The following is a 12939-nucleotide window of genomic DNA, read 5'->3' as shown; positions in this document are numbered from 1 at the left end:
ACAATGCTCGCCAAGAAAAAAAAGTGATATGCCTGATTTTCTTCTCTAAAAATTTAAGAAGCTAAAAAAAGCTATGATTTCCAATAAACAAAGCTCATGAATGAATGGCGCCGGGTAATGATAAACATACGAAAATCAGCAGCATCCTTTGAATTTTTGCCGGACAAGGTCCGAGTAGGAGGTGAAGTAACATGAAATATGATGTGGTTGGTGATATTCATGGCTGCTATGACGAGATGATCGCATTAATTAAAAAGCTCGGCTATTCTTTCAAATCAGGTTTACCTGTTCACCCTGAACACAGAATGCTTGTCTTTCTCGGAGATTTGACAGACAGAGGGCCAAAATCGATTGAAGTTGTTGAATTTGTAGCACGCGCCTATGAAGAAGGAGCTGTGCGTTATGTTCCTGGCAATCATTGCAATAAGCTCTACCGCTTCTTCAAAGGAAATCCGGTTAAGCTGATGCACGGTCTTGAAACGACGGCTGCCGAATACAGACAGCTGCCTCAACATAAGCAAACACAGGTCAAAGAGCTCTTTATGCGCTTATATGAACGCGCTCCGCTTTATGAGATTCTCCATAAAGGCGAGCTTGTTGTCGCCCATGCCGGCATAAAAGCTGAAGACATTGGGAAGAAGCCCGTTGGAAAGGTAAAGCAATTTGTGCTTTACGGAGATATAACCGGGGAAACGCTGCCTGACGGAAGGCCTGTCAGGCGGGACTGGGCCGCTCATTATCAGGGCGAGCCGTGGGTCGTATACGGCCATACGCCCGTCAAAAGCCCGAGGATGATTCATCATACGATTAATATTGATACGGGATGTGTATTCGGCAACCAGCTCACCGCCTTCCGATTTCCAGAACTGAAGACGGAATCCGTCCCATCCTCAATGCCTTATGATGAATCAAGATTTCGCCTGAATCCATAAAAAAAGAGAGCTTTTTCAGCTCTCCAACAATTGTTTGATATCGTGCGGAACCGGCGCTTGAAACGCCATCTCCTCCTTCGTCAGCGGGTGGATGAATGTCAGCTTCTCGCTATGAAGCGCCTGTCTTTTGATGAAGTCACGGTTTCCCCCGTAAAGTGTATCCCCGCACAAGGGATGTCCGATATGACTCATATGGACGCGGATTTGATGGGTTCTTCCGGTTTCCAGACTGAGGGAAACATCTGTCAGCCGGCCGATTCTGCTGTTTACCTGAAAATGCGTGACCGCCTTTTGGCCGTCCGGAATCACCGCGCGCTCAATGATGCTTGACGTTTTTCTGCCGATCGGTGCATCGATTGTTCCGCTTTCTTCACAGATCAGGCCATGAACGACGGCACGGTACTGCCGTTTGACATATCCCTTTTTTTGCAATCCCGATAAAAGCGAATGGGCAAAGCCGTGCTTGGCGACAAGCATCACACCCGATGTATCGCGGTCAAGCCTGCTTACCAGATGAACGGTCGCCTGGCAGCCTGTCTTTTGATAGTAATGGATGAGCCCGTTTGCAAGACTGCCTGCCGGGTGCTCCCGCGACGGGATTGAAGATAGATAGGGCTGTTTTTTCACAACGAGAACATGATCATCCTCAAATAAAATATCAAGCGGAATGTCCTCCGGCAGCAAAGATTCGCTCACTTTTTCCGGCGGAAACTGAATGAGGAGCTCGTCTCCTTTTTGAAGAACATATCTTACCGTGACATGCTCTCCGTTTGCCAAAAGGTCTCCGCCCCCGAATTTGATATCTGCGAGCATTCTCTTTGAAATGCCCAGACGCTGTGCATATTCTTTCAACAGCATGCCATGCTCTTTCTCTGTTATGATTTGTTTCATCGAAAAGTCGTTCACAGCAATCCTTCCTATTCTCCCGCGCCAATAAAGGAATCCTGCACCCTTTTCCAAAACGGAAACGGCCGGAAACGGGCAAACCTGACATTCTCGTTCGCGACGCGGCATTGAATCGATTTAACGTCTTTATGCAGCAATGTTAAATGATCAACTGCGACCTGGAAAGTAACATCATTAATGGGTTTGATCAGGCATGTATGATGCTCAGGCAAAATGAGCGGCGAACCGACCGTCCGAAACACTCGGTTGTTGATGGACGCCATTTCGGCCAGCTGAATGGCCCTGATGGACGGGTGGATGATCGCCCCGCCCAGCGCTTTGTTATATGCGGTGCTTCCTGACGGAGTTGAGAGGCAAAGTCCGTCTCCGCGGAACGTTTCAAAAAGCTCCCCTTTAATCTCGACATCTGTTACAAGCGTGCCTTCAATGCTTTTGATTGTACATTCATTAAGCGCCAAGTACCTTGCTTCATCACCGCCGTTATTGTAGCGGACGATCACCTCTAAAACCGGATACTCGACGATTTGAAACGGGGTTTTGGCAATCGCGATCACCAGTTTTTCAATTTCATCCGGCACCCAGTCGGCATAAAACCCAAGGTGTCCGGTATGAACTCCGACAAACGCCGTTTTATCGAGGCGGCTGCTGTATTTGTGAAACGCGTATAACAGCGTGCCATCACCGCCGACGGAAATGACGATATCCGGCTCTTCCTCATCACACTCAAGACCGAAGTCGAGCAGGTACGTCTGAATTCTGCTTTTCAATGAATCTGAAACCGGATTTCCTTTAGACGATACCGCAAACTTCATCATTCCATCTCCTTTCCCCTAGCCGTCATCCTCGTCCTTTTTCTTTCGCGAGAAAGCCGCTTGGGCTTCCTGAATTTCCACCCTGATCTCAGACATTTCTTTATCAAGTCGTGAAGCCGCTTCTGAAGCTCTCTGAAGCCTTAATTTCACTTTTTCCGGGATATTGCCGCTGTATTTATAATTTAAAGAATGCTCAATCGTCGCCCAAAAATTCATCGCCAGCGTTCGAATTTGAATTTCAACCAGAATCTGTTTCTCTCCATTTACCGTCTGTAAAGGATATAACACAACCAGATGGTAGGAACGGTAGCCGCTCTCTTTATGTTCTGCGATATAATCGCGTTTATCCACAACGGTGAAGTCCTTTCTGGCCAATAGCATCTCTACGACAATGCGAATATCGTCAAAAAATTGGCACATGATTCTGAGACCCGCAATATCCTGTATGTCCTCAATATGATGTAATGGGATGTTTTTTCGTTTGGCTTTTTCCAAAATACTCGGAACAGGTTTGACACGTCCTGTCACAAACTCAATCGGTGAATGCCCATCCTCGTATTCGTAAAGGCCTCTCATCCCTTTCAGTTTTACTTTCAGCTCTTCAACGGCCTGCCTGTACGGCGCTAAAAACTGCTCCCATTGTTTTTCATCCATAAATCTTCCCCCAATTTCATCGCCTTTTTTTCTAGAGGAATACCCGTTTTACTCGCTCTTCCATTTCTTCACCGTAATTTGCATTATCTTTAATATTTTCTACTAAATATGCAAGCTCATCATGGAACCCGCTAAGCTCCAATTGCTGGTTTTCAGTAGTTAAAAACACCGGAAGCTTTTGATCAAATGCCGCTTTAACATCGGGCCAGATGCTGTCATTTAAAATGACGTATTGGAAGGATTCGCCTTGTTCAAGTATGTATACAAATGCAAAATGATCAGAGTCTGCCAGCATGCGTCCGGCCGGTTTTCGCTCCGCTCCGTCATTGATTTCGCTGGCTAATATAAGCCGGTCATCCCGCAGATTCGCTTCTGTAATCTCAATTCTGTTCTGCATAATGCTCTCCTTTACATAAAAAGTACAGATTCATTTTATCATATCAGGTTCAATATTGATAAACGTTCCTTCTCAAGAGATAATATAGAAAATGTCATTTTGCCAGCTGAAAGGATGAAAAATGAAAGAATGAGCCAAGAACTCGAAATAGAATTTAAAAATCTGCTCACAAAAAAAGAATTTGACCAAATGAAATTATATTATCAATTTTCTCCCGAGCAATTTGTCACGCAAAAAAACCATTATTACGATACATCGTCCTTCTCGTTAAAAGAAAAAGGAGCGGCGTTAAGAATTCGCGAAAAACAAGATCGGCATGTGCTGACATTAAAAGAGCCTGCTCCTGTCGGTTTGACGGAAACCCACCAGAGCCTGCCCTTTCAGCCGGATGTCGAATCATTTCACATCCCGGACGGCCCCGTATTGGGCCGCCTGAGGGACCTTGGCATTGAATCTGAGAGCCTTCAATATTTCGGCACGCTGACAACAGACCGCGCCGAAAAAAAACTGCCCCAGGGCTTAATTGTTTTGGATCGCAGCCGATACTTAATGGTAGAGGACTACGAAGTTGAATTTGAAGTCACAGATTATGAACAGGGAAAGCAGGATTTCACAGCCATTCTGAAGTCTTTCGGCATCCCGCCGCGCGATACCAAAAACAAAATCGTCCGTTTTTACGAGCAAAAACTTAAGGATAAATAAGGTGGGGAAACAATGAACATCAATCATTTGGCCGCCCTTTTGGAACTTCAGGCCATTCGGTCGTTTTATCAAACATCCGGCAGCGGTTCCGAAGATACGGATTTTGATTTCAGCTCTATTTTAAATCAGTATTTAAGCAATACCGGCGGCTTGCAGCAGCAGACGGGAACGCTTCCGCCGGTTCGGACAGAAGCTCAGTCTCTGACAGCGGAAATAACCGCGCCGGCGCCGGTGGCTGCGTCTGCACCGTCTGTCACCAAGAAAACCGTCTCATTCGGCGGCCAGAATCAACATATTGATGAAATCATCAAACAAGCTGCTCAAAAATACGGCGTTGATGAAAAGTTGATTCATGCTGTCGTCAAACAAGAGTCGCGCTACCAGCAGAAAGCGGTCAGCCAGGCCGGAGCCATGGGGCTGATGCAGCTCATGCCTTCAACAGCAAAAGCGCTCGGCGTCAGCAACGCTTTTGATCCCGTTCAAAATATTGAAGGCGGGACGAAATATTTGAAGCAAATGCTGGACAAATACAGCGGAAATGTCCAACTCGCATTGGCAGCATATAATGCGGGGCCCGGAAATGTCCAAAAATACGGAGGCATTCCGCCTTTTAAAGAAACGCAAAATTATGTAAAAAAAGTCAGCGCAAATTACTACGCTTAAGCCAGAAAGTTTCCCTTTCTGGCTTTTTGCCGTTCAAAAAACCTCCAAATTTATCCTCCTGATATAAAAAATACACATTTAATAATCGGATATGATATGATATTTCATACAAAAACAGCGATTCCAATCTGCAGGCTAAAAGTCGGTTTGTTTGTAGAAATGGAACAGGGTTGATAAAATAAGTATATACAATCTTGAAATAATAAATGATGCACAAGATAAATATTTTTTTGCGATAGGAATCGTTATTTTTTCCTATTAGCCATATTAAAAGGAGTAGTCAACATGGGACAATCGTTTAACGCACCTTATGAAGCGATTGGAGAAGAACTTCTATCGCAACTTGTTGATACTTTTTATGAACGAGTGGGACGGCATCCGCTGCTCTCCCCGATTTTTCCGGATGATTTGACGGAAACGGCCAGAAAGCAGAAACAATTTTTAACGCAATATTTGGGCGGTCCCCCGCTTTATACAGAGGAACACGGGCATCCGATGCTGAGGGCTCGGCATCTTCCATTTCCGATCACACCTGAACGAGCGGATGCATGGCTTTCGTGTATGAAAGAGGCAATGGATCATGTCGGTTTGACGGGCGATATCAGGGAATTTCTTTTTGAAAGGCTGACATTGACAGCAAGACATATGGTCAACCAGCCTAAAATGGAGGATGGTTCACATTGACAATTTATCAGCGTGACCAATTTTTCTCCCATTGCCATGGACACCCGCAAAAGCCGATGGAAATTTACATGTTTGTTGACCCTTTATCTCCGGAATGCTGGGCTCTGGAGCCAGCGATAAAAAAATTAAAAATCCGCTATGGCCGATTTTTCACAATGCGCATGATCGCCGCCTGCAGCCTTACAGCATTAAATGTTCAAAAGCGAAAGAAGCACCGTCTCGCAGAGGCTTGGGAAAAAATCGCCTGCCGTTCAGGGATGTCCTGCGACGGAACGCTTTGGTATGACAAAGCGCTTTCCGCTCCATACCTCGCCTCCCTTGCGCTAAAAGCGGCAGAGCTGCAAGGCAGAAAAGCCGGAATGCAATTTTTGAGATGTATGCAGGAGAGCTTGTTTCTTAATCAGCAGGATATTACAGAAGAACAGGTGCTGTTTGATATTGCGGAACATACACAGCTCGATCTGGACGAATTTCAAAAGGATCTTCATTCACAAAGCGCCGTAAAAGCGCTGCAATGCGATATGAAAATCGCTGCTGAAATGGAAGTCTCATCGGTTCCGACCCTCACTTTTTTTAATAATCTCCGCGAAGGAGAAGGCTTAAAAGTAACGGGAAATTATTCATATGAAATATACGAAGAGGTGTTGTTTGAAATGCTCGGCGATGAGCCAAAGCCATCGCAAACTCCGCCGCTCGAGCTATTTTTTGAATACTTTCAATTTGTAGCGGATAAAGAAATTGCAGTCGTTTATGACTGGACGCTTGATGAAGTCGAACGCGAAATGAAAAAGCTCGCTTTCGCCGGAAAAGCCGAAAGAGTGGAAGCGAAACACGGCATGTTCTGGCGTTATGTGAACGAAAATGATGGTGCAGGACCGCTCTATCAGTGCGAGAAATAGCACGGGTTTTTCCGTGCTTCTTTTTTATGCTTATTACCGAACTTATGTTCTTTTTTAGAGCAGTAAGAAACCGCGCCGGGATAAGCGCGGTTTCTATTATGTCTTAACGACAACAAAGGGGATGGGAGAAATTTTTCACGGTCAAACAAAGGGGTAAATGTTTGTTTGTGATCAATTTCACATCTTTATAATATCAAATCATGTCGAGTTTTGACAACTGATTTTATTACTTTTCACATTTTTGTCACAAAACATAAAAGATAGATGTCCATCATATGATGAAAGTAGGAAAGAAAACGGCTGATTCACACGGCAAAATGCGGGAAAGAATGCGGGTTCACGCACTGTAAAGCGTCATTTTTCGCTTTTTGACATTTTATCAGTCCATAGGAGGGTTTTTATGTTACAAATGATTTTGGGACTTGCATCGATTTTGTTTTTTTTCGTATTGAACATTTTAGGCTGGATGCAGATGCTTCCTCTTTATATTACGTCTCCTCTGCTGTTTATATCCATCCTTTTTACGATCAGCCGCTTCAATCATCGGAAAACATTTAAAGGTTTTTAGGCAGTGTGTCTTAAGCTTGTGCAAAAAGGCTGCCGCTATTTACCGGCAGCCTCCAAAGCCCTGAATTCGCTTATTGATTTTTAAGCAGAAGCTCCTCCATTTCATTGAGCCGCTCTTCAAATGTTTTGCATGCAGCTTCGATCGGTTCTGATGACGTCATATCGACGCCCGCTTTTTTCAGCACTTCAATCGGATAATCCGAGCTTCCCGCTTTTAAAAAATCAATATAGCGGTCAACAGCTGGTTTGCCCTCTTTTAAAATCTGCTGGCTCAAAGCCTGGGCTGCGCTGAAGCCGGTCGCATATTGATAGACATAGTAATTGTAGTAGAAATGCGGGATTCTTGACCATTCAAGACCGATTTCTTTGTCAATCTCAATATTGTCTCCGAAGTATTTTTTATTCAAATCATAATAGATGCTCGTTAACAGCTCAGGAGTCAGCGGCTCTCCTTCCTGGGCCTTGACATGGATTTCATGCTCAAATTCGGCAAACATCGTCTGTCTGAATACTGTTCCCTTAAACCCTTCGAGCATGTGGTTCAAAATATAAAGCCGCTGTTTTTCATCATCTATCGTATTCAGCAGGTATTCCCCTAAAAGCGCTTCATTTGTCGTTGAAGCCACTTCGGCGACGAAAATGCTGTAGTTTCCATACGGATACGGCTGATATTTTCTCGTATAATAGCTGTGCACAGAATGGCCGAATTCATGAACGAGCGTAAACAGGTTGTTGACATTGTCGTGCCAGTTCATCAAAATATACGGGTTTGTCCCATATGTTCCGGAAGAATAAGCTCCGCTTCGTTTTCCTTTGTTTTCATAAACATCGACCCAGCGGTTGTTTAAGCCTTCCTTCAAGATGGAGGAATACTCTTCGCCCAAAGGTGCCAGACCCTTCACCATATAATCCTTCGCCTGTTCGTATGTCACCTTCATGCCGGAATCTTTTACAAGCGGAGTATACAGATCATACATGTGGACCTTATCAAGATCGAGCACTTTTTTTCTAAGCTCCACATACCGATGCAGAAGCGGCAGATGTTTATTGATCGTGCCGACGAGATTATCATAGACCTCTTCTGGAATGCTGTTTCGCGAAAGCGCCGCTTCCCTCGCCGACTTATAATGTTTGACTTTCGCATAAAAGTTATCTTTTTTCACCGCTCCGCTGAGCGTTGAAGCAAGCGTATTTTTAAAGCGTCCGTACGTCTCGTAAACCGCCTTGAATGCAGCGCGGCGGACATCGCGGTTCTCACTTTCTAAAAAGGTAATATAATTGCCGTGGGTGATCTGCCGTTTTTCTCCGTTTTCATCGGTGATCTCCGGGAATTCCATATCGGCGTTATTCAGCATCCCAAATGTGTTTGACGGGGATGAAAGCACATCTGAAGCCTCGGCCAAAATCCCTTCTTCTTCCTCGCTCAGCACGTGGGGACGCTCTTTGTTAATTTCTTCGAGAGCATGTGAGTAGAGCTTCAATTCCTCTTTTTCCAAAAGGAACTGCTGAAGTTTTTCCTCCTGAATCGATAAAATTTCCGGCACCATATAAGCTGTGGCGCTCGCTGCCTGTGTATAGAGGTTGGCCGCTTTATCATTGAGACCTTGATAAAACGAGTTTCCCGTATCTTGATCATAGCGCATATGTGCGTAAGTATACAGCTTGCCCAGCCTTTCCATTACCTTATCCTGATACGTCAGCGCCTCATATAAATCATCAGCTGAATGGCCGAGCTTGCCCTTGAATTCGGAGAGCTTAGGCAGCAGCTCTTTCACCGCTTGGAATTCCTCATTCCAAGCATCGTCTGATGGGAAGATATCCTCGAGTTTCCACGTCTCTTCTTTCTTCACCTCATCTCTTGAAGGCAGTTTCTTTGTTTGCTTTTCTTCAGCCACTGTAAATCCCCTCGCTTTCTTTACTCCAAGTCCATTGATGTTCAATAAACTTGTATTGTGTTTATCTTCTGTTTTTTCACCGTCTTTTGTCAAATCATTTGCGGAAAAAATCATGCTTGATGCGGCAACCAAAATACAACATACATACCTTTTGAGCTGAAACAGTCCGGACACCACCTTCCTTTCCTTAGGTTGGACGAAAGGCTTGGTGATCATTCGGAAAAATATCGTTCATCTCTTTTCAGCAGCTCCGCCAGCCTTGGCTTTAAAAAAATCGGACCGGCGGGATAATAAACTTCTTCCTCCTTCTTTAAAAATCCTTTTTCGTGTAAAAACTGAATATATTCACATACGGCGTTCACAACCGTCTCCCGCTGATTCCGCCTCAGCTTCAGCTTTTTTGATTGAACCAGTTTGTCCATATAAAGAACGGCCGATTGCATGTGAAAAGAAGACCGCTTCGTCAAGTACAAGTAAAGATGGCCTTGCCACACATAAACCGGATGAGCAAAAATATAGCCGCTGGGCACGGGAAGAAAGACTTCCGATGGGAAAAATGGAAGCGGAATTTGAAACCTTTCATAAAACAGCGCGGCTATCTGCTTTGACTCTTTTGATAAAAAACGGCTGGGTGTCGTCCGAAATTTGAGGAGATTCCTTTTCCATGCATCAAGCTGATACGAGGAGCGGCTTTTAGAGGAGGTTAAATCGTGCCATTTTGTCTGCTGCAGAGGGAGAAACCTTACCGATGCGGATGTTTTATTTGTCAAAAACGGGATTAAATGTTCAAGGACGAGAAAAGCTTTTTGATCGGGGCAAAAAAACAAGAGCTTCGGAAGTTTTTCATTTCTCATGCTGAACTGCCAATGGAAGCCGGAAAGCTGAAAAAAGCAGCCTGCTGAGCGCTTCAGACGATTTCCGCCGACAATCCAGAGCGGCTCGATCCCGAGTTTCAGGAAGCCAGCCGTCCTTTTTTGATACTCTTTTAGATTGAGATTCGCGCATTGAAATTCAACCGCCATTTTGAGCGTCCCGCTGTTCACAAGCAAATCAGGCCTCTGTCTGATCGTCCGCAAATACGGTTCGAGTTCTGGCCTCAGCCCTTGTCCGCCAAGCCATTCATACAAGAGCCGCTTCCCTTTCAAATGATAAAGGCTTTCCGGTTCATGCGGAACGGGGCACGCTGAACCCGGCTTATGGGCAAAATGATGAAGCTTTTTGGCGCCGATTTTGAGATCGAGCTTATGATGACAGGCCGGGCAATAAAAAGTATGCCTCTCCCTCATCCGTTTGAGCTCATCTGCTCTGTATCCGTCAGCCAGACAAATCAGCCGCCCTTCTTTGCTTTGTGCGCTGAACATATTGCATTCCTCCTTTCTGTACCACTAGGTATTCAACAGGTATCTGCTCTCTCCTTTTTTTGAAAACGCTTCAAATTTAAGCTGATTTTATATAAAGTAGTATTATAGAGCACGAAATTTTCAGAAAAGGAGTTTTTGATATAAAACAGAAATTGACCACAAAACTGACATTGCTGATATTAACATTGCTGTTTATCTTACTTTCTGTCATGAGCGGCCTTTATCTATTGATTTTAGAAAATTCTTTAAAAACACAAATTCAGGCCAGAGCGCTTGATATGGCAAAAACGCTCTCACAAATGCCTTCCATCAGCGAAGCATTCGAAACCTCAAATCCGTCTGAAGCGCTCCAGCCGATTGCAGAAAAAGCAAGAAAACAGTCCGGTGCACAATACGTGGTCATCGGCTCGACCGATTCAATCCGCTATGCCCACCCAGATCCGAACAAAATCGGCAAACCGATGGTCGGCGGAGACAATGAGCGCGCCCTTGAAAAAGGCGAAGCATATGTTTCCGAAGCCGTCGGCACACTAGGGGCCGCCATCAGAGGCAAAGCGCCGGTCCGAGCCGCAAATGGAGAAATCGTCGGGATCATCTCGGTTGGTTTTTTAAAAGAAAATATTCAGGATGTCGTCTATCAATATCAGACGAAATTCATATTTTTATTGGGATTCGTCGTGCTGATGGGGGTTTCAGGGGCTGTCTATATTTCCCGCAATGTAAAGAAATCCATTTTCGGCCTTGAACCTTTTGAAATTAATCAATTATATACGGAAAAACAGGCGATCACCGAGTCTGTGCATGAAGCTTTAATCGCCATCAACAAATATGAAAAAATCACCCTTTTAAATAAAAAAGCCTGTGAACTGCTTGATGTGGAAAGTGAAGATCACTGGCTCGGCAAGCCGATTTCCCAGCTTCTCCCTAACACACTGCTTCCTGAAGTCCTGAAAACGAAAACCGCCCAGAAAGACCAAGAACTAACGATTGGAAACGAAGAATTGATCGTCAACAGGGTGCCGATTTTTGAGAATGAAATCATCCGCGGGGCTGTCGCGAGCTTCAGAAAAAAGACGGATATTGACGAGCTATCGAAAAAATTAGCGCAAACATCGCAATACGCAGAAGGTCTGAGAGCCCAGACCCACGAATATTCAAACAAGCTGAACACAATCGCAGGCCTGATTCAGCTTGAAAGCTATTCAGAAGCGCTTGAACTCATTCAGAAAGAAAACAAAAGCCATCAGGATATGCTGCAATTTTTGATTCATTCCATTCCAGACCCTCTCCTTTCCGGGCTTTTACTTGGTAAGGTCAATCGTGCGAAAGAGCTCCATGTCGAGTTAGAAATCGATGAAAGCTCCAAAATCGACGCATTGCCTCCTGAAATGGATCAGGGAAAGTTCATTACGATACTGGGAAATCTGATTGAGAACGCATTTGATGCCGTTTTGCAAAAAAAAGAGCGGGACATTCTTGTGTTTTTATCTGACGGGGGAGATCACTTGTTGATCGAAGTCGAAGATTCAGGAGACGGTATTCCCGACGCTGACACAGAAAAAATATTTCAAAAGTTTTATTCGACAAAGTCGGAAAACCACCGCGGTCTTGGGCTCCATTTAGTGAAAGAATCTGTCAAAGCATTAAACGGAGAAATTAAAGCGGAAAAAAGCGACCTTGGCGGGGCATTGTTTACTGTCGTTATACCAAAATCAAGAGATACGCTGGGGGACCAAAGATGAAAGAATTGCAAGTATTTATTGTCGAGGATGATATCAAAAACGCCGATATTCATCAAAAATTGATCAGTAAAATTGAAGGATTTTCCGTCATCGGGATCGCCGAACATTTTCAAGATGCCAAAGACTTGCTTCCGGCCGTAAAGCCTGACCTTGTCTTGTTGGATATTTTCCTGCCGGATGGCTCCGGTATGGAGCTTCTCTGGCTGATCAGGCAGAAGCTCAGGCATACAGATGTCATGATGATCACGGCGGCCAAAGAAGTTGAATATGTTGAACAGGCGATACGCGCAGGAGCCGTCGACTATTTGATTAAGCCGATCATGTTTTCCAGATTGAAAGAAACCCTTTTAAACTACCGGTCTTACCGGCTCAAGGTGAATACATTGTCATCAATTGATCAGACAGATGTCGATACGTTAATGGCAAAAAGAAGAAATTTGATGAAAGAAAAGCAAATGGCAGATGCCGATTATCCGAAAGGCATTGACGGCCTGACATTAAAAAAAGTAGCCGCTGTTTTACATAACGGCGAAAACACGGAGGGCATTACTGCAGAAAATCTGGGCCGCACCATCGGTGTCAGCAGGACGACCGCAAGGCGCTATTTAGAATTTTTAGCAGCAGAGAAATACGTCAAAACAGAACTTTACTACGGGACCGTCGGACGTCCTGAGCGGCGCTATAAGCAGGTCAAAGCCGATGAAAGTCCGGAAACATAGCGTTCC

14 protein-coding genes are annotated in these 12939 nt (G+C 44.7%); 8 read left to right on the top strand and 6 right to left on the bottom strand.

Going from position 1 to position 12939, the window contains the following annotated elements; all coding sequences use genetic code 11:
• The first annotated feature begins 191 nt into the window (after positions 1-191).
• Positions 192-932 carry a bis(5'-nucleosyl)-tetraphosphatase PrpE gene (prpE, locus tag RBH91_RS06800; RefSeq protein WP_307893912.1) on the top strand — a complete coding sequence of 247 codons (741 nt, stop codon included), beginning with the start codon at positions 192-194 and terminating at the stop codon, positions 930-932.
• Positions 933-947: 15 nt separating this feature from the next.
• Here prpE and RBH91_RS06795 read toward each other — a convergent pair whose 3' ends face one another.
• The 4 genes from RBH91_RS06795 to RBH91_RS06780 are packed head-to-tail and all read right to left on the bottom strand — an operon-like array spanning position 948 to position 3701.
• Entirely contained in the window at positions 948-1823 is an 876-nt protein-coding gene (locus RBH91_RS06795; protein ID WP_404802498.1) for an RluA family pseudouridine synthase, read from the bottom strand.
• Between the two features lie 26 nt (positions 1824-1849).
• On the bottom strand, positions 1850-2650 hold the full coding sequence (locus RBH91_RS06790) for an NAD kinase (RefSeq protein ID WP_076762639.1): 801 nt from the start codon (positions 2648-2650) through the stop codon (positions 1850-1852).
• Between the two features lie 18 nt (positions 2651-2668).
• Positions 2669-3304: a GTP diphosphokinase gene (locus RBH91_RS06785; protein ID WP_076762640.1), complete on the bottom strand. Its 636-nt coding sequence runs from the start codon at positions 3302-3304 to the stop codon at positions 2669-2671.
• A gap of 31 nt (positions 3305-3335) precedes the next feature.
• The gene (locus RBH91_RS06780) at positions 3336-3701 is read right to left on the bottom strand and encodes a UPF0738 family protein (RefSeq protein ID WP_307893910.1); all 366 of its coding nucleotides are present in this window, start codon (positions 3699-3701) and stop codon (positions 3336-3338) included.
• Between the two features lie 129 nt (positions 3702-3830).
• Between RBH91_RS06780 and RBH91_RS06775 the strand changes: the two genes are divergently transcribed.
• The 5 genes from RBH91_RS06775 (at position 3831) to RBH91_RS06755 (ending at position 7217) form a co-directional block, all read left to right on the top strand.
• Positions 3831-4403 (top strand): CYTH domain-containing protein, encoded by a 573-nt coding sequence (locus tag RBH91_RS06775; protein WP_307893909.1) that lies wholly within the window; start codon positions 3831-3833, stop codon positions 4401-4403.
• Positions 4404-4415: 12 nt separating this feature from the next.
• Positions 4416-5066 carry a lytic transglycosylase domain-containing protein gene (locus tag RBH91_RS06770; RefSeq protein ID WP_076762642.1) on the top strand — a complete coding sequence of 217 codons (651 nt, stop codon included), beginning with the start codon at positions 4416-4418 and terminating at the stop codon, positions 5064-5066.
• Between the two features lie 285 nt (positions 5067-5351).
• Positions 5352-5750 carry a globin domain-containing protein gene (locus RBH91_RS06765; RefSeq protein ID WP_076760275.1) on the top strand — a complete coding sequence of 133 codons (399 nt, stop codon included), beginning with the start codon at positions 5352-5354 and terminating at the stop codon, positions 5748-5750.
• The gene (spxH, locus tag RBH91_RS06760) at positions 5747-6649 is read left to right on the top strand and encodes a protease adaptor protein SpxH (protein WP_307893908.1); all 903 of its coding nucleotides are present in this window, start codon (positions 5747-5749) and stop codon (positions 6647-6649) included. Before RBH91_RS06765 ends, spxH begins: the two co-directional genes overlap by 4 nt.
• 400 nt (positions 6650-7049) lie before the next feature.
• The gene (locus tag RBH91_RS06755) at positions 7050-7217 is read left to right on the top strand and encodes a hypothetical protein (protein ID WP_094777299.1); all 168 of its coding nucleotides are present in this window, start codon (positions 7050-7052) and stop codon (positions 7215-7217) included.
• A 70-nt stretch (positions 7218-7287) separates the two neighbouring features.
• Here the strand turns inward: RBH91_RS06755 and pepF are convergent, their stop codons facing one another.
• Positions 7288-9327 (bottom strand): oligoendopeptidase F, encoded by a 2040-nt coding sequence (gene pepF / locus RBH91_RS06750; RefSeq protein ID WP_404802480.1) that lies wholly within the window; start codon positions 9325-9327, stop codon positions 7288-7290.
• The gene (locus RBH91_RS06745) at positions 9324-10472 is read right to left on the bottom strand and encodes a competence protein CoiA family protein (RefSeq protein WP_307893907.1); all 1149 of its coding nucleotides are present in this window, start codon (positions 10470-10472) and stop codon (positions 9324-9326) included. The genes pepF and RBH91_RS06745 overlap by 4 nt, the downstream gene beginning before the upstream one ends.
• 185 nt (positions 10473-10657) lie before the next feature.
• Between RBH91_RS06745 and RBH91_RS06740 the strand changes: the two genes are divergently transcribed.
• Together RBH91_RS06740 and RBH91_RS06735 are read left to right on the top strand one after the other, a co-directional pair.
• A complete protein-coding gene (locus RBH91_RS06740) occupies positions 10658-12214 on the top strand; it encodes an ATP-binding protein (RefSeq protein ID WP_307893906.1) in 1557 nt (518 codons plus the stop codon).
• On the top strand, positions 12211-12933 hold the full coding sequence (locus RBH91_RS06735) for a response regulator (RefSeq protein WP_076760280.1): 723 nt from the start codon (positions 12211-12213) through the stop codon (positions 12931-12933). Before RBH91_RS06740 ends, RBH91_RS06735 begins: the two co-directional genes overlap by 4 nt.
• The last annotated feature ends 6 nt before the right edge of the window (positions 12934-12939 follow it).

It is taken from the genome of Bacillus swezeyi, from assembly GCF_030908325.1.
GTDB classification, from domain to species: domain Bacteria; phylum Bacillota; class Bacilli; order Bacillales; family Bacillaceae; genus Bacillus; species Bacillus swezeyi.
The sequence above is the reverse complement of the archived record's forward strand: the minus strand, read 5'-3'. Positions and strand labels throughout refer to the sequence as shown.

What these genes read in the sequence shown, in the direction of transcription:
- RBH91_RS06790 (WP_076762639.1), bottom strand. Translation starts at nt 2,650, where the DNA reads ATGAAGTTTGCGGTATCGTCTAAAGGAAATCCGGTTTCAGATTCATTG.
- RBH91_RS06745 (WP_307893907.1), bottom strand. Translation starts at nt 10,472, where the DNA reads ATGTTCAGCGCACAAAGCAAAGAAGGGCGGCTGATTTGTCTGGCTGAC.
- pepF (WP_404802480.1), bottom strand. Translation starts at nt 9,327, where the DNA reads ATGATCACCAAGCCTTTCGTCCAACCTAAGGAAAGGAAGGTGGTGTCC.
- RBH91_RS06770 (WP_076762642.1), top strand. Translation starts at nt 4,416, where the DNA reads ATGAACATCAATCATTTGGCCGCCCTTTTGGAACTTCAGGCCATTCGG.
- RBH91_RS06795 (WP_404802498.1), bottom strand. Translation starts at nt 1,823, where the DNA reads ATGAAACAAATCATAACAGAGAAAGAGCATGGCATGCTGTTGAAAGAA.
- prpE (WP_307893912.1), top strand. Translation starts at nt 192, where the DNA reads ATGAAATATGATGTGGTTGGTGATATTCATGGCTGCTATGACGAGATG.
- RBH91_RS06765 (WP_076760275.1), top strand. Translation starts at nt 5,352, where the DNA reads ATGGGACAATCGTTTAACGCACCTTATGAAGCGATTGGAGAAGAACTT.
- RBH91_RS06780 (WP_307893910.1), bottom strand. Translation starts at nt 3,701, where the DNA reads ATGCAGAACAGAATTGAGATTACAGAAGCGAATCTGCGGGATGACCGG.
- RBH91_RS06775 (WP_307893909.1), top strand. Translation starts at nt 3,831, where the DNA reads ATGAGCCAAGAACTCGAAATAGAATTTAAAAATCTGCTCACAAAAAAA.
- RBH91_RS06735 (WP_076760280.1), top strand. Translation starts at nt 12,211, where the DNA reads ATGAAAGAATTGCAAGTATTTATTGTCGAGGATGATATCAAAAACGCC.
- RBH91_RS06755 (WP_094777299.1), top strand. Translation starts at nt 7,050, where the DNA reads ATGTTACAAATGATTTTGGGACTTGCATCGATTTTGTTTTTTTTCGTA.
- RBH91_RS06785 (WP_076762640.1), bottom strand. Translation starts at nt 3,304, where the DNA reads ATGGATGAAAAACAATGGGAGCAGTTTTTAGCGCCGTACAGGCAGGCC.